Source organism: Hyphomonas sp. (genome assembly GCF_041398465.1).
Lineage (GTDB): Bacteria > Pseudomonadota > Alphaproteobacteria > Caulobacterales > Hyphomonadaceae > Hyphomonas.
In genome coordinates this window covers 40,340-64,024 of sequence record NZ_JAWKUS010000003.1, presented here as the reverse complement: position 1 = coordinate 64,024, position 23,685 = coordinate 40,340, and the positions used below count along the sequence as shown (strand labels likewise).

The following is a 23,685-nucleotide window of genomic DNA, read 5'->3' as shown; positions in this document are numbered from 1 at the left end:
CAGCCATTTGTACCTGCTCTAATAGGGCAGAGCGCGAATGTCCGGGTCGACCCACGTTCGCCGGGCTTGCACGCTGAACAGCGTGTCGCGGTGCCAATACTCAAAAATCCAGTCCGGCTTTCCGCAGGGGCCGGCCAGCAGACCGGACAGGACCGTGTGCAGCGCGGCACCCTCCGGCGCCGAGCGCCATGCATGTTCGGCCGCTTTCAGCGAAGCGATGGTGATCGTCTCGTGATAGCCTTCGGCGTCCGTGTTCCTGCCGCCTACGGATTCATTATAGGCGCGGATCATGCCGGGCATATCGCGATGGGCGGCTGCCGCATCTTCTGCAATCAGGCCGAGGGCAGCGGCCCAGTGTGCGGCATGGGTCCATTTTTCCTTCGGCAAGGTGCGGCCGCGGAAGCCTTCCAGCACTTCCGCGATGTCGTCATCGGTCTCAAAACTCATCTTCCAGTTCCTTCATTATTCTGGCGGGACCAAAACAAAAGCCCCGCCGGGTTGGCGGGGCTTGTTGGGTCGAATACCTGTCGGACGTGTGGGTCAGTCAGGCAGTCGCCAGGCACAAGCACGCGCCGGCTGGATGAGCCGGGTCTGTTGTTGGGTGGTGGGCGCGTGTTTGTGCATGTGGGCGGGGTAACGATTCCGGCTTTCGATTGCAAGTCCTTATTTATCCGTAGGCGGAAGCGCCCTAGAAAAGCGAGCCTTGCTGGCCTTTTGGTTTGGCCCTGGCTGGTTTCGAGGCAGGCGCTGGGGATGGGCCGGAAGATCCGCCAGGTACGGCGGTGATGTCCCCATCTGCGAAACTGATCTTCAGGCTGGCAGCGCTGGCGGCCGGCCCGGCGGAGCGGACAAGCTTGCCTGCATCGTCGCGGACAAGGGCATAACCGCGCTTCAGCGTCGACTGGTAGGACAAAGTCTCCAGCAGCTTGCCCTGGCTGGCGAGCGCGGTTTCGCGCTGCTGCATCAGGCGGTTCAGCGCGGGCCGGGCGCGCACGGCGACATCGCGCAGGCGCTGTTTGGAAGTGCGGATTTCACTGCGCAGGCTGGCCGGGCTGATGGTCAGGCGCGAGAGGCGGACGCGCGCTTTCTGCGTCAGGGCGAGGGCCGCGCGCGGCAGGGTCGCGGCGGCATAATCCAGCCGCTGGCGCTTGGTCTGCAGCAGGGTTTCGGGGCGCGGCAGGCGGGCGGCGGAGAGCTTGTCCTTCGCTTGTCCGGTCCGGCGGGAGAGGGCGCGCTTCAGGCGCTCCCCGGCTTCACCGGTTTGCAGCAGCAGTTCCTGGCGCACCGGCACGGCGATCTCGGCGGCGCCAGTCGGCGTCGGCGCGCGGGCGTCGGAGACATAGTCGATCAGCGTCGTGTCCGTCTCGTGGCCGACGGCGGAGATCAGCGGAATCTCGCTCTCGAAGGCCGCGCGGACAACGATCTCTTCATTGAAAGGCCAGAGGTCCTCAATCGAGCCGCCGCCGCGGGCGACGATCAACACGTCCGGTCGATCTTCGCCGGTCATGGCGTTGAAGCCCTTGATGCCGGCCGTGATCTGAGCCGCGGCGCTGTCGCCCTGGACGAGGGCTGGCCAGACGATCACACGGACTGGGAACCGGTCGCGGATACGGTGCAGGATATCGCGGATGACGGCGCCGGTGGGGCTGGTCACCACGCCGATGGTCCGCGGAAGGAAAGGCAGCTGCTTCTTGTGTTCCGCCGCGAAGAGGCCTTCGGCAGCGAGTTTTTTCTTGCGCTCTTCCAGCAGGGCCATCAGCGCCCCGGCCCCGGCAGGGCGCATGGACGCGGCGATCATCTGATAGTTTGAACGGCCGGCATAGATCGACAGCTTGCCCGTCGCGATGACTTCCAGGCCTTCCTCGGGGCGGAACGGCAGCCGGTCGACCTGGCCTTTCCACATCACCGTATTCAGTACGGCCTTGTCGTCCTTCAGGTCGCAATACATGTGGCCCGAGCGGGCGATGGTGACCCGGCCCAATTCTCCGCGCACGACGACGTGGTCGTAATTGGTCTCGATCGTCCGCTTCAGGCTGGCGGCGAGATCGGAGACGCTGAGGGCGGGATCATTGGAGGCGGGCGTATCTGACATGGCCCTTTTCTGGACGCGGTTGCGGGCCAGAGCAAGAGGCGGGGGCAAGGGGGAGCAAAGGGGCCAGCGCCTTCGCCTCCCGTCACAGGCGTGAGGGAGCGGGGAATTCAGATTGCCGCTACGGCGTCAGGAGGAGTCGTGGCTCTGCGCGTCCAGCGCGACCTCGTGCAGGTGCTGCATGTTGCCTGCCTGCTCCGGCGACAGGGCCGGATCGGTGAAGGCTTTGGGCTGGGGCGCCAGAAGGGGCTTCAGCGGGGCATGCAGCCGCGCGCTCATGGCCAGAAGGTAGAGGTCTCCATTCTCGAACACGTCAGCGAGCGCGACGAGGCGCTTCAGGAGCGGCGCGGCGGAGACGAGACCGTCCGCGGGCCGGTCGGCTGCCGGTACCCCGGCGGAAGGGGCTTTCAGGAAATAGTCCGGATCAGCCGCAGGTGCGCGCCGGATAACGGGCACGGGCGGGCATTCATCGATACGGAACAGGAGCTTTGCGCCCTCCGGCAGCGCTGCCATGGGGCCGTACTCCGCGCACATGACGACCAGCATGCGGCGGACAAGCGCCTCGAAGATGCCGATGGCGGTCCGCACGGCCCACGCTTCGGCATGCGACAACCGCAGGGGCGCGGCTTGCTCTGTTGCGTCACGGACCGGAGCATAGCGCGCCAGCATGTCGGCGACAGCGCTCTGCACGGTGGACCACCAATGCGAGATCAGGCTGTGCATGCGGGCAGGGACTGGAAAGCTCATACCCGCAAGCTTGCCCAGCGCGGCCTTCCGGTTGGATAGACGCGGCAGGCTGTGTCGCAATCAAAGGAAAAGGGTGGCGGATAGACCCGGTCCCGTCCAACGAAAACGGGCCAGGGCGTCCTTGGACATTCCCGCCCGATTTGAAGGCGGGTTTGGCCGTTCCTGCCTGCACGTATAAGTGAGCGATTGCAAACAAGATGGGCGCCATCAGCGGCAAGGTACTTTCCAAGCGGTGAAGATGGCCCGCCGGATTGCACCGGTGGTCACGGGAAATATCAACCCATGAGAGCAATACTGTTTCCGCAGAGGGAGACGCCAGAATGACTGCTCAATCCGGAAATCCGCGACAGCCCGGTCTATCCGGTGTTGCCGCACGGCTGTGCCTGCTGTTGCTGGTAAAGCTGATTGTGTTCGCGGCGGCGGCGGCCCTGTTTCCCGTTCTCTATGTGATCAGTTTCGCCGTTGCGGCAGCGCTGACCGCGTGGCCGACCTGGTATGTCGTCTCGTCGGCGGCACGGCCGCTGAACAAGGGCATACTGGCCACGCTGGGGCTGTTCGGTGTGTATGCGCTTGCGGCGGGCCTGTTCGAAGGCGTGCTGACCAATGCCTGGGGTCCGGACACGGCGGCGCTGAAGGCCCGGGTTGCGGAGATCGGGCAGCAGCTGCACAGCACGGCAGAGATGCATGCGGAGTTCCGTATCCTATTCGGTAAGGCGGCAATGCAGATGGTGCTGATCAAGGCCGCTGCGATGGCGTTCGGATCGGGCGCGCTGTTGATCGTACTGGCGGTGTTGCGGCCGCGGCAGGCCCCGCGCCGGGCAGAGGCGATCGCGCCTCGGCCTCAGGAGGCGCCGCGGCCTTATGAAGTACCGCGGCCCTATGAAGTCCGCGCCTTGCGGGCCGGCGGGAAGGCAAGCCTTGGCGATATCCTGTTCAATCCGGCCGGGCGTATCGGACCGGAAGACTTCGTGCGCGGCTTCACGGCGTTGTCGATTGTCCGCTTCGGTTCGTTCCTGCTGGGGCCGGTGACTCTGCTGATTCACCTGATCCTGTTCCCGATGGCGTTTTGCGTCTATGGCAAGCGGCTGGAAGATGCGGGCTGGAGCCGCTGGGTGCATGTGGCGGCGACGGGCTTCTCCCTGTCGCTGGCGCTGTTGTCCATCCTTGTCCTGATCGTTGCGCCATCCTTGGCGATAGGGTTGCTGCAGCCGGATGCGATGAGCGGGGAGACGGTGAACTGGCTCGACCTGGAGGCGTGGAAGGCGATGGCCGCGGTCGCGCTCGGCTTCTACACGATGTCGATCTTCGGCCTGCCTCAGGCGCTGGCGGCGACAGGCGATATGGACATCTCGATTGCCTACTACGGCATCCTCGTTTCGTTGCTGATCGTGGTGATGAAGATCGCGTTCGACCTGGCTTACATGATGTGGCTGTGCAAGGCGGCGCCGCGCGGGGCGGATGCGGGCGCTCGGCCGATTGGCGGCAGCCGGCTGGATATGCCGGCCGGGGCGACTTAGGCGCCCGCGGCGAGCTGGACGGCGAGCGAGGCGGCCCTGCTGGTGGCGACGCGGCTGAGCGAGAAGGTGCCGGAGATGCGGGCGTCTTCCGAGAAGGACCAGCGCCCTGTGAACAGGGAGAAGGATGCATCCACCGCGCCGCAATAGATCAGGTCGGGCTGGATGATCCCGGTCGCAGCCCGATACCGTTTCGAGAACAGGACATGCTGGCCGCACCGGTCGCCCCGGATGGTCGCGTCATATTCCGGCTCATAGCCCAGCATCGGGCCAAACGTCACCGGTTCCAGCGTTGTGCCGCACAGCCTGCTGTCGATTTCGGTCAGCATCGCCGTGAAGCTCACGCACTCGCCATTGGCATCGTACCGGAACTCTCCGCTCCACAGGCCGCTCATGTCTTTTAGTCCGTTCATACCTACTTGATCTCAGACGCAGAGCCGAGCATCAAGCGCTTCATGAATATTCTTCTCATTGGATCGGGTGGCCGCGAGCATGCGCTGGCCTGGAAAATGGCCCAGTCGCCGCTCGTGGACGTCGTGCATTCGACGCCGGGCAATCCGGGCATGGACGAGATCGGCCCGTGCTTCGACGTCAGCGCCACGGACATCGAAAACCTTGTAAAACTTACACTTCAGGTGGAACCGGACCTTGTTGTCGTGGGGCCTGAGGCGCCGCTGGCAGAGGGGCTGGCGGATGTGCTGCGGGCGCGCGGATTCGATGTCTTCGGACCGAGCCAGGAAGCCGCACAGCTCGAAGCATCAAAATCTTTTTCCAAGGGCCGGATGTCAGCCTATGGCGTGCCGACGGCGGCTTATGGCGAATTCACGGAACCTGGGCTCGCAAAAGCCTTTTTGCGCAAAATGCAGGCACCTTACGTGCTGAAGGCCGACGGGCTGGCAGGCGGCAAGGGTGTGGTGATCGCCGAAACGCTGGACGATGCCGACGCGGCGGTGGATGAAATGCTGGGCGGACGTTTCGGCGATGCCTCCGCGACACTGGTGATCGAGGAGTTCATGCATGGCGAGGAAGCAAGCGTCTTCGTGATCACCGATGGCGAGGGCGCGATCTACCTGCCTGCCGCGCAGGACCACAAGCGCGTGGGCGATGGCGATACCGGACCGAACACGGGCGGCATGGGCGCCTATGCCCCGGCGCCGGTCGTCACTGACGAGATCATGACGCGGGTCAAACGCGAGATTGCCGAGCCGATGCTGAAGGGCATGGCGAAGGACGGCATGCCGTATCAGGGCGTGCTCTATATCGGCATCATGGTAACGGCCGAGGGCCCGAAAGTGGTGGAGTTCAACGCCCGCTTCGGCGACCCGGAATGCCAGGTGCTGATGAAGGGCCTGAAGGGCGACATTGTCCCGGCGCTGCTCGCTTCGGCGACCGGCGGCCTGAATGGCAATGAAGAAGCCTTCGAGGCGCTGCTGGAACTGGACCAGTTCGAGCCGTCCGCCACGATCGTGATGGCGATGACCGGCTATCCGGGTTCCGTCGAGAAGGGATCGGTCATCAAGCATGTCGGCAAGGCGAACGATCTGCCTGGCGTGCATGTCTTCCATGCCGGGACCGATCGCAACGATCTGGGCATGCTGACGTCGAATGGCGGGCGCGTGCTGAACGTGACGGCCAGCGGAAGCACGCTGCGCGAAGCGATCGACCGGGCTTATGCCGGGGTGGACATCATCGACTGGCCGGAAGGCTTCTGCCGCCGCGACATCGGTTGGCGCGCGCTGGAACGCGGCTGAACCTTGGCTGAGACGGGTCAGCGTTGAATTGGAGACACGAGTGAAACTCTGCCTGAAACGGTTCGGGGCGGTGCTTGCCCTGGGATCCCTGTCGGCCTGCGCGATGGATCAGCTGCCACAGCCGATGCCGCAACCGGACCGGCGCGATGGTGACCTCCTGATCCGAGATGTGCGCACCATTGGGTTCGAGCGGGAAACGCCCGCGATCCGTGAAAACGCCTTCGTGCTGGTAAAGGACGGGAAGATCTTGACCGTAAGCGATACCGCTGATGGTCTCTCTGCGCAGGAAGTGGTGGATGGCGCCGGGCAGACGCTGGTGCCGGGCCTGACCGACATGCATGTCCACATCTGGGATGAGGCAGAGCTTGGCGCTTATCTCTCCTGGGGCGTGACGCGGGTGCGCAACATGTCTGGCCTGCCGTTCCATCTGCCGCTGGCAGAGCGGATCGAGATGGGCGAGGTAATGGGGCCGCACCTCGTCACCACCGGGCCGATCCTCAATAGCCCCGGCCCGAACGCGCAGATCAACCACCAGATGGTCGTCACAGCCGAGGAGGCGCGGGCCGCCATCGACTGGCAGGTTGAGGCCGGTTTCCAGCGCATCAAAGTCTACTCCAACCTGACCCGCCCGGCCTATGAGGCGATCATCGAAGAGGCTACCGCGCGCGGCATGCCTGTCACTGGCCATTCGCCGGAAGGCGTGCGCGAAGACGGCATGCCGGACGAAAAGCCGTTCGATATCGGTTTCGAGGAAGTGCTGGCCGATGATTTCGAGTCCATCGAGCACATTGAATCCATCGTCTGGCACGGCCTGCGGAATCGCCATGATGAGGCCGCGGCGCGGGACCTAGCCCGCAAGATCGCGGCTCAAGGCGTGCCGGTGACGGCGACGCTTCTGGCGCACCGCAACCTGCTGCTGGTGGCGGAAACGGAGGGTGCCGCGACAAGCCGTCCGGGAACGGAACTGCTGAACGCGGTCGAACAGCAGACCGAAGCGCCGAACTTCGCATACTGGGCCGGGCACGATCCGGCGCCGGTGGCGGATGACGCTGCGTTCTATGCCCGCGTGGCCGACATCTTCCAGCAGGAAGGCGTGACGCTTCTGGCCGGTACGGATGCGGGCATCTTCACCAACATTCCCGGCAAGTCGCTGGGAGAGGAACTGGTCCTGCTGGCGGGCGCTGGCCTGTCGCCATACCAGGCGCTCCGCGCGGCCACCTATGCGCCATCCGTCGTATTGGGTACGGCGGGGGAAGACGGCTGCGTCGCGTCCGGTTGTGCGGCTGATCTCGTCCTGCTGCCCTGTAACCCGCTGGCAGATATCGCATGCGCCACGGAGCCGGCTGGCCTCGTCTTTCGCGGCGCATGGCTGGACCGCGCGGCGCTGGACAAGTTGCGTCAGGCTTCAGCGGTGCAGAATGTCGAGCGGACAATGGCCAATGTATTTGGCGGGCTGGCCGAATATGGCGTCGATGTGAGTGCGCTCGCGGGCGAGTAGGAAGTCAGGCGGCGCCGCCAGTCCATGGATGTGCGGTCCAGAATGGCGGTTTGCCCGCCGCGGGGCGATTTGGGAAATGCGACGGGCAAAACGCAGGACGCCGGTATGGCATCCTGTTCGTTGAACGCATCACCGGCCTGAATCCATCGCGAAAATTTCTTCTGGCTCACAAATTTCTTATGGCCGCCGCAGCCTCAGGCGTTCGGGTCGATGAGAATCTTGATTTCGTGAGGATCTTTGGCGAGCGCGTCGAAAGCTGCCTCGGTACTGGCCAGCGGCTGGTGACTGGTGATCAGACGCGCTGCCTGATCGGTGTGGGCTTCGATAAGGTGCAGCGCGGTGCTGAATTCTTCCGGCCGGTAGGCGAAGCTGAACTCCAGCGTGAGTTCGCGCGTGATCCCCTCCAGCGGCGTGATCTTCTCTTCATGCGGGCACACGCCGACCACGACGATGTGCGCATGCGCCGGAGCAGTCTGGATGATCTGTCCCATCACGCCGGGAGCGCCGGTGCATTCGAAAATGTTCAGCCCATGCGGCTGGCCGCGGAAGTCCCGTTCCAGTAGCGGTGACATCAGCGCCGGTTCGTGGCCAAGGTCGCTCCAGCGTTCGTACGGGCTGTCGGTTGCCGGGTCGAGCACGATGTCGGCACCAAGGCTGGCGGCGACAGCGCGGCGCTCGGCTGAGAAATCCGCGGCGAGGATGGGCCCGCGCCCGGCGATCTTGAGCGCCAGGATCACGGCAAGGCCGACAGGGCCGCAGCCGATCACCATATTCGGTCCGTCATTGCGGTTCGCGAGGTTCACGGCGTGCAGGCCGACGGAGAGTGGCTCGGTCAGCGCGGCCAGGTCGTCGGGAATACCGTCCGGCACGCGGAAGGTGCGTGTCGCGTCGATACAGGACAGCGTGGCGAGGCCGCCGCTGTGGAAGGGGGAGAGGCCGACACAGGCCGGGCCGTCATGGCTATGCGTGAAGGGCAGGCCGGTCACCCGGTCGCCGACCTTGAGCGATGTCTCCGTGCCCGGAGCGATGCCGACGACCCGGGCCGAGAATTCATGACCGGGAACGATGATGGGCAACTGGTGTTGCGCTTCTGGCGGTGTGGCATCGGCAAGTTCCGCCATTTGCTTGCGCAGGCTGAGGTCGCTGCCGCAGATACCGTTGAATAGGGGCTGGACCAGAAGCTGGCCAGCCGCGGGGGACGGATCAGGCAGGTCCGTCACGTGGAAGGATTTGCCCTGCAGGGTGAGCGCGCGCATCTAGGCCTCTGGCAGTCCGGCGAACAGGGCAACCTCGGGCTGGCCTGTGTGTGCGGTGGTGCCACCATCCGCTACGACGATGGAGCCGGTCATGTAGGAGGCGTCATCCGAAGCGAGGAAAGCGACAACTTTCGCCATCTCTTCCGGCTGGGCACCGCGGCCCATCGGGATGCGCTTGTGCCATTCCTGCGGCAGGCCAGGCATCTCGTTCATGCCGGCGGTGATCGGCGTTTCAACCAGGCCCGGGCATAGCGCATTCACGCGAATGCCGTCGCGTGCATGGTCGATGGCGAGCGCCTTCGTATAGTTGATCACCGCGCCTTTGGCGGCGTTGTATGCGGCAAACCGGTAGTCCCCGCCCAGGCCGGAAATGGAGGCTGTGTTCACGATGGCGCTGCCACGCGGCATATGAGGAATGGCATGGTGGCAGGCATAGTAGACACTGTGCAGGTCCACCGCGATGACCTGTTCCCACTGGTCCGGCGGCAATTCCACTGTGTTCGCAAAACTGCCGATCCCGGCATTGTTGAACAGGATGTCGATCCGTCCATGCGCTTCGATCGCTGCCTTGATAAGGGCGCCAACATCAGCCTCTTTCGAAACGTCGCAGGTCACCGCCAGGGCATCCGGACCAAGCTCAGCAGCAAGGGCATTTGCTGCGTCCTCGGAGATGTCGGCGAGCACGACTTTTGCGCCTTCACCTGCCATCAACCTTGCCGTTGCCGCACCGATGCCGGAGGCGGCGCCGGTGATGATGGCGACCTTGTCTTCAAATCTTTTTGTCATCCGATGGCCACTCCGTCAGGACAGGACTGAGCTGGGAGGAGACTCGTCTGCCCATGCGGAGCGGCGCTCGGAAATGACTCCCGAAATCTTCTGCCAGGCCGGCAGCGTCTTCGCGAGGAACTTGATGTCGAAGTTTTCCTGGGTGCGGAACTCAAGGACTTCCACGCCGTCAGGGCCGGGCGTGTACCGGTAGGCCTTACCCGCACCCAGAAAGAAACCGTCGCCTGGGCCCAGCGTATCGGTGCCCAGTTGGAGGCTGCCAGCGACGATATAATAGAGACAGTCGGCATTGTGCGTATGCAGAGGGAGCGGGAAGCCGCTCTTGAACCATGCATAGGTCAGGCTGAAGCCGGGTTGGGAGAACAGGGTCTTGACCACATTGCCCTCGGCAAAGCCCGCTTCCAGCGCGGTGCCGATGCCCGCTTCGAGATCAGGGGTCATGTCCGCCACTTCCATGTGCGCCGTCTCGTCCAGCGAGGGCGCTTCGGATGTGCGGAAAATCTGGTAGCCGGTTGCGGCTGGCTTTTCGGTGACGGGTGCATCGCTCATGTCTCAATTCCTCCCAGAGGCCGCGGTGGAGGGCGGCCGGTCATACAGGTGCCGGGCTCTGGCCCATGTCTTCCTGCTTGGATCACGCTAGCGTCAAAAACGAAATAGTCAACATTGACTAGTATTAGGCGAGTCCGGTTGACGCGCGCGGGCCTCTGCCCATTATCGGCGCCGGGCAGGGCAGGAAGCAGCAAACGGAATGACCGAAACGAAAGAGGGTTCAGGCCGCAGGCGCACGCGCCGCGGCGAGGAAACCCGACGGCAGCTAATCGAAGCCTGCATCGATTGCCTCAATGAACGCGGTTATGCGGGCACCTCAATTGAGGCGGTCATGTCAAAGGCCGGGATCAGCCGCGGTTCCGTCCTGAACCAGTTCCCGACCCGGCTGGACCTGATGACCGCGACCATCGAGACCGCGATGCGGGCCATGATGGCCGACACCAGTGCCCGATTTGCGCGTATCGCTGACCCGGTCGAGCGCCTGCGCAGATTGTGTGACGTCTATTGGGAAACCCAAAGGCTGCCCCGGTCGGTCGCCGTGACCGAAGTGCTGCTGGCGGCGCGCTGGGATACCGAACTGGCAGGCATGCTGGGCCGGGTGACGAAGGAAATCGAGATCGAACTCGATGCCGAAACGCGGCGCCGCGGCGAAGAAGCAGGTGTGAATGACGTGGATGCACTGGTGGTCCACACGCGCATGCTGATCCTGTCCCTGCGCGGCATGACGCTGGAACTCATGTTCGATCCGGACCGGCAGATCATCCACCACGCGCTGGAGGAAATCCGTTCCACCCATGACGCGTTCTGCGATCGGATGCTGTCGGACAAGGCTTAACCCGGCAACTTGTCCGGATTGCGCATGGCGTAGAGCCAGGCGATGCGGCCATCCGTTGAAGGGGCGAGCGTCAGGATCAGGTCCACTTTTCCATCGAGCCGCCGGACAATGGCCGGGCCGCCATTGGCGAGCGCTGGTTCGACGGACCACTCGGATGTCTCCTTTGCCGCTTTCGCCATGACAGCCATCAGCACATGTGTGATGTCCTCTGGCCCGATCAGTGGACGGAGCGCTGCGCGCACCTTCTTGCCGCCATCGGTGTAGGCGACGGCGTCCTTGGAAAACAGGCTGAGCGCGGCGTCATGGTCCAGTGCACTAGCGGCGGCCATGAAACGCTGTAGCAGGTCGGCCACTTCCGCCGGCGGGGCGTCGAACCGCGGGCCGCTCTCCTGCAGGCGCCGGTGGGCGCGGCTGACCAGCTGGCGGCACGCCGCTTCGGACTTGCCCGTTACGGCGGAAATCTCGTCATATCCGGCATCGAACGCTTCGCGCAGGATAAAGGCGGCGCGTTCCGTTTCCGACAGACGCTCCATGGCCCAGAGAAGGGCGAGTTCGCATTCCTGCGCCAGCGCAAAACGGTCCTCGATTCCGAGGCTTTCGCTCTCGACCAGAGGTTCCGGCAGCCATGGACCGGGATAGGTTTCCCGCCGCGCGCGGGCGGAGCGCAGGGCGTCAATGGCGATGCGGGTGGCCGTGCGGCGAAGCCAGGCTTGCGGGTTTTCGATCGCGTCATGATCGGCCCGTTCCCAGCGCAGCCAGGTATCCTGCACTGCATCCTCGGCGCCCGCGCGTTCGCCCAGCATGCGGTAACACAGGGCCGTCAGGGCCGGGCGTTCGGCTTCGAACAGGGCAGTGTCGGCGTTCATGCGGCGAGCTTCACGACCTTGCCGCCAAAGTCCAGCCTCTGGCAGGCCTGCCCATGACCAATGCCGCGTTTCAGCACCGGATAGATACGGCCCGACGCGGCGGCGAACGCGCAGGAGATGGCGGCTTTCTTGCCGAATTCGGCTTCGATCTCGCGGCGCAAATCGTCGGCGACAATGTCCCCTGCAATGGCGGCGCAGGCAAAGCGGAAGCCCAGCCCCATGGTGCCGGCATCGTTCGGGCGTCCTTCCGCGCAAGCCTGCAAGGCGTCCGCATCGGCGCCATTCGCCAGTGCCATGTCCACGACCAGTTGGGCACACGGGCCGCAATCGCCTTCCAGCGTGGACGCCAGCAACGCGCCAGTCCAGACCGGCAGGCCCGCCTCCGGCCCGCGATATTTGTAGAAGTTCGGCAGTTTCGACAGCGTGTAGGCGGCGCCCGGCGAGACATCGGCGATTTCGTGCATGTATGTCACGTCATAGCGGAACTGGTGGCCGAATTTGCGGATCTGTGAATGAAGGAATTGACGGATCATGTCCTGATCTCCTTGCGTGTGAAATTGAGGGCAGCGGCCAGGGCCAGCCAGGCTGGGGTCTGGATGCCGATGAGATTTGCGAAGGCGATCTGATCAAGCGGCACACCGCGCGCAAACCAGATCCAGATGTGGAAGAGCGCATGCAGCGCTGGCCAGACTGCGCCGCAGATGGCGGCGGTGCGATCATATTTCAGAGTGCCGTAAGCCAGCGCCCCGGCGCTCATCCCGAAGACAAGGGCGATGTCCCGCACGAAGTGCAGGTTGAACGGGCCCATCATCGCAACGCCGGGTACGGTCTCGTACCAGGTGTGCGGCGCGAACCACATCATCAGCGCATTGGCGAAATGGACTGCTGCAATCAGCAGAAGGATCGGTCTCCACATGTCATGTCTCCTGTTTCGGGGACATGACGAGACAGTGCCTGGTTTTGTGACAGGCTCTAGGTCGCGGCTTCCAGCGCTTCGGCGGCTTCGAGCCAGGCGTGTTCGGCTTTCTCGGCGGTTTCGGCGTGGTTGGCGCGGGTTTTCAGGAGCTTTTCGAGCTCTTCGGGCGGCGGGGTGCCTTCGGCGAGTTTCGCGTCGATCTTCGCGATGGCGGCATTGGCCTTTTCCATCCGCTCCTCGGCTTCGCGCGCCTGTTTCTTCAGGGCGGAGAGGCGTTTCTTGTCTTCTGGCGAGGCGGTGGGCTTTCGCGCGGCGGCCTGTTTGGGCTTCGCTTCTTTCGCTTCGGCGCGGTCCGCCTTCATGACGAGGGCGCGGTAGTCTTCGAGGTCGCCATCATAGGTCGTGGCGCGGCCGTCCTTCACCAGCCACAGCCGGTCTGCCGTCGCTTCAGCGAGGTAGACGTCGTGCGTGATCAGCAGGACCGCGCCGGGGAAATCGTTCAACGCGTAGATCAGCGCCTCGCGGCTGTCGATGTCGAGGTGGGACGTCGGTTCGTCGAGGATCAGGATATGCGGCGCGCTGTGGGACATCAGGCCCAGCAGCAGGCGCACTTTCTCGCCGCCGGAAAGCTTCTCGACCTTCGTCTCGACTTTTTCTGCCGAAAAGCCCATGGCAGCGGCCGCTGCGCGCACTTTTGCAGGCGGCGTGTCTGGCGGCAAAAGGCGCCGGACATGGTCCAGCACACTGTCGCCTTCGGAAAGCTCGTCGAGCTGGTCCTGAGAGAAATAGCCGATCCGCACGGCCTTTGGCGTCACGCGCTTGCCTTCCATCAGGGGCAGGCGCTCGGCGATGGATTTCACCAGCGTCGTCTTGCCCTGGCCGTTGGCCCCGACAATGGCGATCCGGTCGTCCGGGTCGAGGCGCAAATTCACTCTCGACAGGATGCGCGCGCCTTCGCCATAGCCAAGGTCGGCATCCTTCAGCTCCAGCATGGGCGGCGCCAGCTTGTCGGCCGGCGGTGGGAAGTGGAAGGGCGTTGTGCGGTCTGCAACAGGGATGGAGATGTGCTGCATCTTCTCCAGCATCTTGATGCGGGATTGCGCCTGGCGGGCCTTGGAAGCCTTGGCGCGGAAGCGGTCGACGAAGCTCTGCAAGTGGGCGCGTTCCTTGGCCTGTTTCGCCTGCTGGGATTCCAGCTGGGCAATCTTGGCCGCGCGCAGTTTCAGCCAGTCGTCATAGCCGCCGGGCGTGATGGACAGCTTCTTGTGCTCCAGCGCCATCGTGTGGGTCACGCAGCGGTTCAGCATTTCCCGGTCGTGGCTGACGATAAGGACCGTGTGCGGATACTTTTTGATATAGCCTTCGAGCCACGAAGCGCCTTCAAGGTCCAGATAGTTGGTCGGCTCGTCCAGGAGCAGGAGGTCTGGCTGCGAAAACAGCACGCCCGCGATCGCCGCGCGCATGCGCCAGCCGCCAGAGAATTCCTTCGTGGCGCGGGAGAGGTCAGCGTCCGAAAAGCCGAGCCCGTGCAGAACTTCTGCGGCGCGTGCTTCCGCAGACCAGGCATCGATGTCCATCAGGCGCTCATGGATCTCGCCGATCCGGTTTGGATCGGTGGCCGTCTCGGCTTCCTGCATGAGAGCGTGACGCTCGGTATCCGCAGCGAGGACGACATCGAGGACGGTCTCGTCCGTGGGGGCGACTTCCTGCGCGACCCAGCCAAGCCGGGCGCCGGTGTTCAGCCGGATCGCGGCATCATTTGTAGGATGCTCGATATCTTCCCGGATCAGGCGCAGCAGGGTCGACTTGCCGGTGCCATTGCGTCCGACAAGGCCCACCTTCCAGCCGGACGAGATCTGCGCCGAGGCAGATTCGAACAGCGGCCGGGCTTCGACCTGAAAATCGAGGTTCGTGATGGTGAGCATGCGCGGGTGTGTAACCGGGCCAGTGGTGAAAGCAAGGCCGGTCGTGAACTCCGCGAATGCGGGCGGTGCAGGAAAAAAGCGCCCGCCATACCTAATGGTCCGGGGGGCAGGACCAGGCATGGCGGGCTGTTCGCCGTTCGGTTTCCAGGGGGAAGAAACGTTTCGAACGGAACCTCTCTCGTGCTCTTCATATGGGAGAAACGGGGGGCGTTTCCATGGGGTTCACGCGTTCGTGAGAGGTGAAATTCCGGTAAGGAATCGAGGCCGGAAAAGAGCCCGAAAAAGGGAGGTGCCCGCCACGCAGTCTGCTCGGGGCTCAGGGGGTAAGGAAGACTGCATGGCGGGCGGTTCGCTGTGTCGTTTCAGGGAGGATTCAACAGCGAACGGGACCGGTTGCGGCGAACCGCATACAGTTCAAACGCGGCACGCCACGGTTTCCGTCGCTGAGATCTGAAACGTGTCGGAAGTTTAATCTGAAGGTGTAGCAGGCCGCCGCCTATTTGATCTCTTGCAGATCGTCCCAGTATTCGATGGGTGGAACGTCGCGGATCATCTCCTCGACCATGGCGGTGAAACCGCTGTTGAAATAGCCGGAGGTGAGTGCCCACATCGCGCGACCGCGTTCCGTGCCGAGCACGAAAAAGATCACACCGCGATAGGTTTCCCACGACTCCTTGTCCATCGCGCCGGACTTGTATTGCAGCCACTCATATTCCCGCGCACGCATCTGGCCGATCATCCAGAAGATCGCCTTGGTCTTCTCCTCGAAACTCGGCGTCTCGACTTGAGACATGATCCGGCCGAGTTCCGGAAATTCTACAAATTTGTAGACGCCAGTCTGGTCGTTCGCGAGCTGTGTCTGCCGCGAGTCCGAGCGCAGCAGGACGGTGCCCTGACGGACCTGTATGGTCAGGAAGATCAGGGTCGCAGCAACGACAACCACACCGGCGATCTGGGCGATATAGGCAATCTGCTCAAGGGTCATGTGGGGTCTCCGGTTGAGGCAGTGCCAGCAGGGACTCCGCCGAGATGGATGGGTCCGCGCGCAAGCAGGACATTTCCGGATGTGTTCCGGCATCCAGCCGATCCGCGAGGCAGTTCGCCCAGCGGCCGAGCCGGCTCATTTCGCCCCGCCATTCGCGTAGGCGATCCATGCTGGCGCGGAATTGCGGTTTCAGGGCTGTGCCATCATCCGTGTAGAAGTACCCCGGATCGCCTGCTTCGTACGGCAGGATGTCGTCTTCGACGAAAGTCACATAGCGAATGTATTTGCGGCCCACCCCATCCATTTCCGAATAATACATGTTGAGGTCGAAGATGGTGACCGGATCGAACAGGCCGATGATGTCCATCTGTTGCAGCACGCTCCATGTATTGGGCGGTATGTCGGAGCCATCCATCCGGAAATAATAGGGGGCAGGGGTTTCTCCCCGCTGGAATGCGGCTTCCCAGTCGGCAAGACCGGCTTCGATGGCCGGAATGGCGGCTTGTTCCATCACATTGGTTGCGTCCTTCAGGTCGGTCACGAGCGCCTCGACGATTTCAGCCTTCCGGGCTTCGGCGGCCCGCGCTTCGTTCCAGTTGTTGACCTGCAGACCGAGGAAAACGCCAAGCACGACAATCAGGGTCTCGATGAAGACGGTGAACCAGTCCTGTTTTCGGATGGAGGAGGCGAGGCGCTGGAGGATCATCCTGTGGTCTCCAGATCAGACTCCAGAGATGCCGCCTGACGAGCAAGGTATTCAAGCAATGACTGGAGCCCCGAAAGATTGCTTAGACGCGCGTTCAGATGGGACCGGAGCGCTGCCGATTCCTGAAGGCTCGCGGCTGAACGCATAACGAGCGCAAAATCCTCTGGCGGCGGACAGTCTTCGTAAAATGTCGTGGGGTTTGTACCCGGCAGGCTGGGCTCGAAACTGGCCGCTGACAGACAGTCAGAGATGTGCATACCGACGCGGCCTTCGATTAACTGGCGCGCCAGGTCGCCATAGGCGGATCTGAATGTCAGTGATATTTCAATCTCTCGGGCAGCGTCTTCGTAATAGTCGCGCAACCGTCGTTGCATCGATCCGCTGGCGATGAGATCCAGATCGCCAGCATTCTGAAGTTCCTTGTAGATCTGCGCCGAAGGTGCGAACGGCCATTCGCCGCCGGCGATCCAGCTGTCGAGGACAAACCGCCACGTCTCTTCGGCAGTTTCGGGCGGATCGGACCGCAGGGCGCCATCAACGCGCAGGGCGGCTGCCACAACTTCCTCGTACCACTGACGGCGAACCGCGAAGGCATCAAGATCAGTGCGCAAATCGGCGATTAGCCTTTCACGCGAGGACTCTGCCTCGATCCGATCCCTCCGCGCCTCGTTCCAGTTGTTCACCTGCAGGCCGAGAAACACGCCGAGCACGACGATCAGCGTTTCGATGCCGACCGTGAACCAGTCCTGCTTGCGGAAGGCATCGGTGATGCGGCGGAGGATCATTCCCATCCTTTCTCGCTGAGTGCCTGAAGCACGTCCTCAGCCTTTTGCCTTGTCAGCCGTGCGAGCAGCAGGTGCAGGGCCGCGTTTTCGCGGGCAACCGCGATGGTCGCGCGGATTGAGGGATCGCTCTTCACGAGATCTGTCAGCTCTGTTTCGTCAACAATGCCGTCCGATGACATGCCATGGGCGATTCCCGCGTCAATGGCGCGAAGGCGCATTGGGGCGAGCGATCGCGATTGAGTCTGCTCCAGCCCGTTCACGAGGTAATAGTATTCGCGAAGAAGCTGCATAAGCTCCGGATCATCGATCAGGTCTATGTTGCCAGAGCTTATGAGGGCATCGAAGGCCGTGCGATTGGTGTCATAGAGATAGCCGCTGACAATCAGTGCCCACAGGCGGTTGCGGTCGGCATCCGGAAGGGCTTCCTGATCTGGAATCAGAAAGTTTTCTGATCCGGCAAACATGTCATTTGCCGTTGGGTTGGCGGGAGCGAATGACAAGACATCGTTCAGGTCAGGAGCGCCTGCCTTGCGGAGCACATAGGCTGCTGCAGTCACGCGCTGCTGAGCCTCCGTTTCGACGCGGGTCAGTTCAACAATGTCGGACCTGATGTCGGACGCCACAGCCTCCATATAGCGGTCAAGCGCCCGCCGCTCACCATTGGCCGCGTTCCAGTTCGAGACCTGGATGCCGATGAAGACGCCGAGCACGACGATGACGAAGTCGAGCGCAACGGCGGTCCAGTTCTGGGCTTTGACGTGCTCGGTGAAACGGCGCAGTAGCATTCCCATCCCCCTCGGGTGGAAGCCTAGTGCGGGGCGAAACCGATTACAAACGCAATATGGCCCGGCTTATTACCGGCCGACGAAGACCAGCGTGCCCCTCGGCACATCCTTCAGGAAGGTGGCGAGGTCTGTCTGCGAGAAGACGATGCAGCCGTTCGAGCGGCCGAGCTTGCCCCACTTCTGCAGGAAGGATGGTTCGGCATAGTCGGCGGCGTGGATGACGATGGCCCGGGCGCGGGCATTGGCATTCGTCGGGTCGAGGCCGTCGAGGCGGAGCGAGCGGCCATGCTTCCCCACATATTCCTCTGCGAGGAGGTAAGCGCCCTCCGGACTCGCCGAGGAGCCGGGCACGTCCGAGAATTGGTCGAGATAGCCGTCATGGTCCCGGTCGGAGCCGGAGCCGTGCGCTGCGCGGAACATGTCTTCCACGAGGCCTGTTTCCAGATTGACGAGATAGGCGCGTTTCTCGCTGGACCGGCGGGCATAGTCCACGATGACGAGATGGGTCTGGTCCGCGGTGTCGCCATGCGCTTTCAGCGAAGCGAGCGCCTGGCCCAGCAGTTCCGGGCGGATCAGGCCCTGCGGATCGACGGGAATCGCTGCGGCGGGCATGGCGGTCAGGCAAAGGGCTGCGAGACTCACGCCGGCGAAGGCCAGAAAACGTCTCATGGTGCCTTTTCACTCCTTACAGGTGCAGCAAGTTGTGCCGCTTTTGCCGTTAGGGAAGCTGTCTTGCCATGATGCAACATACGCCCAGCTTCTCGCCAGATCATGAATGTGACAAGCCCCGCCACGCATACACTGGCGATGCAAATGAGGGTCAGGGCGGTCACAAGGGTTTTGATCTGGAGCATGGTCGCGTGCCTTTCCATTCGGGGCGGGCACGCGGACGTCGCGGAAGGCCTTGGCGCAGCGTGGCCCGTGAGTATGGTATCCTTTGAAAAATTGCGGAAATGAGGGCAGGAAAATGGCCGACGCGCCAACAGCAAACGATCTGTTCAGTGGCACCAAAGAGGTGGCTGACTCGCACAAGTTCGACGAGGCCAAGCTGGCCGCCTGGATGGAAGCCAATGTCGAGGGCTATGAAGGCCCGCTGGAAGTGCGCCAGTTCAAGGGCGGCCAGTCCAACCCGACCTACCAGCTGGTAACCCCGAACAAGAAGTACGTGATGCGCCGCAAGCCGCCCGGCAAGCTGCTGCCGAGTGCCCATGCCGTGGACCGTGAATTCCGCGTGATTTCCGCGCTCTACCCGCTCGGTTATCCCGTGGCCCGGCCCTACGGCCTTTGCACCGACGATTCGGTGATCGGCACGATGTTCTACGTCATGGACATGGTGGAGGGCCGCATCCTGTGGGACGGCACGCTGCCAGACTACGAACCGGCCGAACGCCGCGCCATTTATGAAGCCAAGGTGAAAACCTTCGCCGACCTCCACAATGTCGACTGGCGCGCCGCGGGCCTCGAAGGCTTCGGCAAGGAAGGTGACTATGTCGCCCGCCAGATCCACCGCTGGACGAAACAGTACAAGATGTCGGAAACCCAGCACATTCCGGAGATGGAACAGCTGATCGAGTGGCTGCCGAAAAACATCCCACCGGGCGACAAGACCACGATCGTCCACGGCGACTACCGTCTCGACAATATGGTGCTGCACCCGACCGAGCCGAAAGTGATTGCCGTTCTCGACTGGGAGCTTTGCACGCTTGGCGATCCGCTGGCGGATTTCTCCTATCACCTGATGAACTGGGTGATGCCGCCGGGCGACTCCACACGCGGCTCGATCATGGCGATTGATGACCTCGAGGCCTGGGGTATCCCGACCATGGACGAGTATGTCGACATGTACTGCAAGCATACCGGCCGCGACGGCTTGCCGGAGCTCGACTACTACTTCGCCTATAATGGCTTCCGTCTCGCGGGCATCCTGCAAGGTATCATCGGCCGCGTACGCGACGGCACGGCCAATAGCGCCAATGCGGAAAGCAATGCCGCGCGCGTCGTGCCGCTGGCGCAGTTCGCCGCCAGCTATGCCCGCAAGGCCGGGATGCCGGGGTGACGCCCGATCCGTCAGGCGACGGAGACAATCCGGCCCAACACACACAACGCCTTGGGCGGCGGGACCTGGTCCTGCTGACCCTAGCGGCGGCCGTGGTGACGGCCAATGCCTACTATATCCATCCGATCATCGCCCTTGTGGCCAAGGATTTCGGCGTGTCACCGTCCGAGATCGGCCTCGTTCCGGCACTGAACCAGATTGCACTGGCGCTCGGCATCCTGCTCCTGCTACCGCTGGGCGACCGGTTCTCTAACAGACGGCTCGCGACCATTTTCGCGATGGGCCAGCTGGCTGGCCTGGTTGTGATGGCCTTGGCAAACAAGTTTTGGGTCTTCGTGGCAGGCTCGACCTTCCTCGGCTTTTCCACGATCACGCCTTACCTGCTGCCGGCCTACGCATCGAAGCGCGTCGCGCCGGAGCGGTTGGGGCAGGTCACGGCGACTCTGGCCACCGGCGTGATCGGCGGTATCCTCCTGGCGCGCGTCGGCGCCGGCTGGGTGGGGGAGCATCTCGGCTGGCGGACGGTCTATTTTATCGCGGCCACCGTGATGGCGGCGGTGACTTTCATGCTGCCGCGGATCATGGACGAGCGCGAGAAGTCTGCGCACGATACGCCGAAGCACAATTATGTCGCCCTGGTCCTCTCCGTGTTTCCGATCATTCGCAAGCATCCGGAAGTGCTGTTGTCCGGAACGATGCAGGGGTTGGGCTTCGGCATCTTCCTGTCGGTCTGGCTGGGGCTTGGCCTGTACCTGACCAGCCCGGCCATGGGCTATGGCGCCGATACGGTGGGTTACCTCGCCGCGGTCTCGTTGCTGAACCTGATGACCACGCCGCCGATGGGTGCCTGGGCGGACCGGGTGGGGCCACGCAAGGCGAGGGTGTTTATTGCGGTCGTGCAGTTCTGTGCCGTTTGCCTGCTGGGCCTGTTCGGGCACAGCCTGTGGTTGATGCTGATCCCGATCATGATCATGAACGTCGTCGGCCCCCTGATCGACATCACCGGACGGATGACCTTCCTCAGCCTGCCGACCAATGTGCGCACGCGCCTGATGACCGCGTATATCGTGCTGATGTTCGTCGGCGGCGGCATGGCCAGCTGGGGCGCAACCTATGCCTACGAACATGCCGGTTGGCATGGAACGACAATGCTGACCCTCTGCCTGTCCGGCTTGCTGATGACGCTGGCCTTCCTCGGCTGGTGGTTCGGGCCGGAACGTCGTGGAAAGCCCGCAACAGGAGAATGACATGGTAATTCTGAGACGTTTGAGCCTCTTCCTTGCTGCGCTGATCGTGGCGGCGGGAATCGGCTGGATCCTGATTGGGCCGGAATGGCGTGCCCTGCTGGCGCACCAGCCCTATGGCCGGGACATCCTGTTTTGGAACCAGGCACAGCGCGATGCCGGATTCCGCATGATCGACCGAATCCCATTCGTGATCGAGGCTCACGAGATCAAGGCCGGGAATGAAGTGCGCGAATTGCCGGAAGGCGACGCGCTGGACACCGGCATCGACCTGGATGCCTATCTGGCGGCCAACCGGACGGCAGGTATTGTCATCCTGCAGGATGGGAAAATCCGGCTAGAGTATCCGTCTTGGTCAAGCCAGTCTTGGTTCCCAAGTTCGGTCGGCCTTGATGAGGGCGTTTGCGAGTGTGATGAGCTTGCGCATGATGGCTGTGAGGGCGACTTTCGGCGGTTTCCCTCGGGCTGTGAGCGCCTCGTATTTGGTTGCGAAGTCGGGATTGAAGCGGGCCGCGACCAGGGCGGGCATGTAGAGGGCCTGGCGTACCTGGACGCGCCCGCCGGTGACGTAGGCTTTTCCGGTCTTCCTGCCGGACTGGCGGGTTCTCGGCGCGGTGCCCGACAGGGCTGCGGCGGCTTGGGCGTCGAGTGTGCCGAGCTCCGGCATGTCCACGATCAGGGCAAAGGCAGAGCGCTTTGCGAGGCCCGGGATCGAGGTGAGGATCTCCAGTCGGCGGGCGAGATCGGTGTTGCTCTCGATCAGGGCCAGCATCCCGGCCTCGATCGCCTCCATGTGGCGCTCGATCTGGGCCAGGCGCTGGCGGGACTGGCGCTTCAAGAGCGCGCTGGAAAGGGATTTCTCCCGGTTCTTCGTGGCCGTGCGGTCCTTGACGAGGGCCATGCGGGCGACGTGCAACTCTTTAAGTTGCAACAGGATTTCCGGCGGCGCTGGCCGGATGGGCGGTTCGAGAAGCGCGCCGAACCGGGCCAGCATGCCCGCATCGATCCGGTCGGTCTTGGCGATAAGGCCGAGGGCTTCGCCGAAGCGTTTGGCCTGCTTCGGGTTGACCTTGCAAAGCGGCAGGCCGGCGCGGCCCATGGCCTGCTCGAAGGCGCGGTGATAAGCGCCCGTGGCCTCAAAGACGAGGCGCTGGACAGGCCGGGAGCCAATCCATTTGATGAGGGCCCTGAAGCCGCTGGCATCATTGCCGAAGCGGCGGTCATCGCCCGTCGGGTGAAGATGGACGTCGAGGGTGTCTTTCGAAACATCGACGCCAATGGTAAGGATGGTCATCTTTCCTGCCTCTGCTTGTCATGCGGGCCACTCAGCGCCCGTGTATCCGTTCAGGCCAATGGGAAAGACGAGGGCGATCAAACTCTAGCTCGGAGCGTCAAACCTCCTGCGATTCACCGATCCGCCCCTCGCCGCCGGTCCGGGAGCGCGAACTCCCGGCGGCGGTTCCAATGTCGTCCAACTGGCCGGAAAAGTCATAAGACAAGCGTTATGAAATGGGTTTCCGGCCAGACGGCCGCTGGACCAGTTTCTCTGTCGCCAAATCCCTGACCTCCACCCTGGTCGGTGCGGCAGTGAAGGATGGCGCAATCAAGAGCCTTGATGATCCGGTGTCGGATTATATCGATGAGTTGAGGGGATCTGCATATGACGGCGTGACGGTCGAGCAGGTGCTGACCATGACGTCCGGCATTGACTGGAACGAGGATTACAGCGACCCGGCCTCCGACGTCGCTCAGTTCGATCTGCAAGAGGTTGAGCCGGGAAAGAGTGCGCTTGCGACTTATATGGCGGGCCTCGGGCGGGCACATCCTGCGGGCGAGGTGTGGAACTATTCGACCGGGGAGACAAACCTGATCGGCGTACTGGTCAGCCGTGCGACGGGACGGGAGCTAGCCGGCTATCTCTCCGAAAAAATCTGGACGCCTTACGGGATGGAACGGGACGCAACCTGGCTGCTTGGCCATGACGGCCATGAAATCAGCGGCTGCTGTATCCAGGCCTCGGTGCGGGATTTTGCACGGTTCGGCCTGTTCATGCTGGACGGCGGCTCGGATGTGCTTCCCGACGGCTGGATCGCGGCCGCGACGGTCAAACAGGCTGACATTGGTTCCCCCGGCGAAGGTTACGGCTATCAGTGGTGGACCTGGGATGACGGGTCATATCAGGCCGACGGCATCTTCGGGCAGGGCATCTTCATCGACCCGAACCGCAATCTCGTTATTGCCTCCAACGCCAGCTGGACCTCGGCGCTAGGCGATACCGGCGGCGAATGGGAAGCACGGAAGGGATTCTACAAAGCGATTCAGCACGCGATCGATACGGAAGCTGCAACGACGCAGGGTGACGCGCTGCAATGAAGGTGGCAGACTTCAGAAA

At 63.1% G+C, this 23,685-nt stretch carries 24 protein-coding genes; 7 read left to right on the top strand and 17 right to left on the bottom strand.

What is annotated here, in order from left to right; translation table 11 throughout:
• Positions 1–18 precede the first annotated feature (18 nt).
• The 3 genes from R3C98_RS10790 to R3C98_RS10780 form a co-directional block, all read right to left on the bottom strand.
• Positions 19–447, bottom strand: coding sequence for a hypothetical protein (locus R3C98_RS10790; RefSeq protein WP_371314095.1), 429 nt, complete (start codon positions 445–447; stop codon positions 19–21).
• A gap of 241 nt (positions 448–688) precedes the next feature.
• Complete coding sequence (xseA, locus tag R3C98_RS10785) at positions 689–2,092, bottom strand: exodeoxyribonuclease VII large subunit (protein ID WP_371314094.1); 1,404 nt, start codon at positions 2,090–2,092, stop codon at positions 689–691.
• 126 nt (positions 2,093–2,218) lie between these two features.
• On the bottom strand, positions 2,219–2,836 hold the full coding sequence (locus R3C98_RS10780; RefSeq protein ID WP_371314093.1) for a hypothetical protein: 618 nt from the start codon (positions 2,834–2,836) through the stop codon (positions 2,219–2,221).
• 320 nt (positions 2,837–3,156) lie between these two features.
• On the opposite strand from R3C98_RS10780, the gene R3C98_RS10775 reads away from it, so the two are divergent.
• Entirely contained in the window at positions 3,157–4,353 is a 1,197-nt protein-coding gene (locus R3C98_RS10775; RefSeq protein ID WP_371314092.1) for a hypothetical protein, read from the top strand.
• On the opposite strand, the gene R3C98_RS10770 is transcribed toward R3C98_RS10775, so the two are convergent.
• Positions 4,350–4,763, bottom strand: coding sequence for a hypothetical protein (locus R3C98_RS10770; RefSeq protein ID WP_371314091.1), 414 nt, complete (start codon positions 4,761–4,763; stop codon positions 4,350–4,352). The genes R3C98_RS10775 and R3C98_RS10770 overlap by 4 nt on opposite strands.
• Positions 4,764–4,805: 42 nt before the next feature.
• On the opposite strand from R3C98_RS10770, the gene purD reads away from it, so the two are divergent.
• Both purD and R3C98_RS10760 read left to right on the top strand, forming a co-directional pair.
• Entirely contained in the window at positions 4,806–6,101 is a 1,296-nt protein-coding gene (gene purD, locus R3C98_RS10765; RefSeq protein ID WP_371314090.1) for a phosphoribosylamine--glycine ligase, read from the top strand.
• A 40-nt stretch (positions 6,102–6,141) separates the two neighbouring features.
• On the top strand, positions 6,142–7,599 hold the full coding sequence (locus R3C98_RS10760; protein ID WP_371314089.1) for an amidohydrolase family protein: 1,458 nt from the start codon (positions 6,142–6,144) through the stop codon (positions 7,597–7,599).
• A gap of 194 nt (positions 7,600–7,793) precedes the next feature.
• Here R3C98_RS10760 and R3C98_RS10755 read toward each other — a convergent pair whose 3' ends face one another.
• From R3C98_RS10755 to R3C98_RS10745, 3 genes are read right to left on the bottom strand one after another with little or no spacing between them, the layout of a single operon-like run.
• Positions 7,794–8,855 carry a zinc-binding dehydrogenase gene (locus R3C98_RS10755; protein ID WP_371314088.1) on the bottom strand — a complete coding sequence of 354 codons (1,062 nt, stop codon included), beginning with the start codon at positions 8,853–8,855 and terminating at the stop codon, positions 7,794–7,796.
• Positions 8,856–9,641 (bottom strand): SDR family NAD(P)-dependent oxidoreductase, encoded by a 786-nt coding sequence (locus R3C98_RS10750; RefSeq protein ID WP_371314087.1) that lies wholly within the window; start codon positions 9,639–9,641, stop codon positions 8,856–8,858.
• 15 nt (positions 9,642–9,656) lie between these two features.
• Positions 9,657–10,190: a cupin domain-containing protein gene (locus R3C98_RS10745; protein ID WP_371314086.1), complete on the bottom strand. Its 534-nt coding sequence runs from the start codon at positions 10,188–10,190 to the stop codon at positions 9,657–9,659.
• Positions 10,191–10,389: 199 nt separating this feature from the next.
• Here R3C98_RS10745 and R3C98_RS10740 point away from each other — a divergent pair, with 199 nt between their 5' ends.
• On the top strand, positions 10,390–11,025 hold the full coding sequence (locus R3C98_RS10740; protein WP_371314085.1) for a TetR/AcrR family transcriptional regulator: 636 nt from the start codon (positions 10,390–10,392) through the stop codon (positions 11,023–11,025).
• On the opposite strand, the gene sigJ is transcribed toward R3C98_RS10740, so the two are convergent.
• The 9 genes from sigJ to R3C98_RS10695 form a co-directional block, all read right to left on the bottom strand.
• Entirely contained in the window at positions 11,022–11,891 is an 870-nt protein-coding gene (gene sigJ, locus R3C98_RS10735) for an RNA polymerase sigma factor SigJ (protein WP_371314084.1), read from the bottom strand. The genes R3C98_RS10740 and sigJ overlap by 4 nt on opposite strands.
• Positions 11,888–12,424, bottom strand: coding sequence for a hypothetical protein (locus tag R3C98_RS10730; RefSeq protein WP_371314083.1), 537 nt, complete (start codon positions 12,422–12,424; stop codon positions 11,888–11,890). Before R3C98_RS10730 ends, sigJ begins: the two co-directional genes overlap by 4 nt.
• A complete protein-coding gene (locus tag R3C98_RS10725) occupies positions 12,421–12,807 on the bottom strand; it encodes a hypothetical protein (RefSeq protein WP_371314082.1) in 387 nt (128 codons plus the stop codon). The genes R3C98_RS10730 and R3C98_RS10725 overlap by 4 nt, the downstream gene beginning before the upstream one ends.
• 56 nt (positions 12,808–12,863) lie before the next feature.
• On the bottom strand, positions 12,864–14,732 hold the full coding sequence (locus tag R3C98_RS10720) for an ATP-binding cassette domain-containing protein (RefSeq protein WP_371314081.1): 1,869 nt from the start codon (positions 14,730–14,732) through the stop codon (positions 12,864–12,866).
• A gap of 496 nt (positions 14,733–15,228) precedes the next feature.
• Entirely contained in the window at positions 15,229–15,717 is a 489-nt protein-coding gene (locus tag R3C98_RS10715; protein ID WP_371314080.1) for a hypothetical protein, read from the bottom strand.
• Positions 15,707–16,423: a hypothetical protein gene (locus R3C98_RS10710; protein WP_371314079.1), complete on the bottom strand. Its 717-nt coding sequence runs from the start codon at positions 16,421–16,423 to the stop codon at positions 15,707–15,709. The genes R3C98_RS10715 and R3C98_RS10710 overlap by 11 nt, the downstream gene beginning before the upstream one ends.
• Positions 16,420–17,208, bottom strand: coding sequence for a hypothetical protein (locus R3C98_RS10705; protein WP_371314078.1), 789 nt, complete (start codon positions 17,206–17,208; stop codon positions 16,420–16,422). Before R3C98_RS10705 ends, R3C98_RS10710 begins: the two co-directional genes overlap by 4 nt.
• A complete protein-coding gene (locus tag R3C98_RS10700) occupies positions 17,205–17,993 on the bottom strand; it encodes a hypothetical protein (protein ID WP_371314077.1) in 789 nt (262 codons plus the stop codon). The genes R3C98_RS10705 and R3C98_RS10700 overlap by 4 nt, the downstream gene beginning before the upstream one ends.
• A 69-nt stretch (positions 17,994–18,062) precedes the next feature.
• Positions 18,063–18,662, bottom strand: a complete 600-nt coding sequence (locus R3C98_RS10695) for a murein L,D-transpeptidase catalytic domain-containing protein (RefSeq protein WP_371314076.1) — start codon at positions 18,660–18,662, stop codon at positions 18,063–18,065.
• Between the two features lie 298 nt (positions 18,663–18,960).
• Between R3C98_RS10695 and R3C98_RS10690 the strand changes: the two genes are divergently transcribed.
• Together R3C98_RS10690 and R3C98_RS10685 are read left to right on the top strand one after the other, a co-directional pair.
• On the top strand, positions 18,961–20,049 hold the full coding sequence (locus tag R3C98_RS10690; protein WP_371314075.1) for a phosphotransferase family protein: 1,089 nt from the start codon (positions 18,961–18,963) through the stop codon (positions 20,047–20,049).
• Positions 20,046–21,296: an MFS transporter gene (locus R3C98_RS10685; protein ID WP_371314074.1), complete on the top strand. Its 1,251-nt coding sequence runs from the start codon at positions 20,046–20,048 to the stop codon at positions 21,294–21,296. Before R3C98_RS10690 ends, R3C98_RS10685 begins: the two co-directional genes overlap by 4 nt.
• A gap of 352 nt (positions 21,297–21,648) precedes the next feature.
• Here the strand turns inward: R3C98_RS10685 and R3C98_RS10680 are convergent, their stop codons facing one another.
• On the bottom strand, positions 21,649–22,587 hold the full coding sequence (locus R3C98_RS10680; RefSeq protein WP_371314073.1) for an IS110 family transposase: 939 nt from the start codon (positions 22,585–22,587) through the stop codon (positions 21,649–21,651).
• 215 nt (positions 22,588–22,802) lie between these two features.
• On the opposite strand from R3C98_RS10680, the gene R3C98_RS10675 reads away from it, so the two are divergent.
• On the top strand, positions 22,803–23,666 hold the full coding sequence (locus tag R3C98_RS10675) for a serine hydrolase domain-containing protein (protein ID WP_371314072.1): 864 nt from the start codon (positions 22,803–22,805) through the stop codon (positions 23,664–23,666).
• The last annotated feature ends 19 nt before the right edge of the window (positions 23,667–23,685 follow it).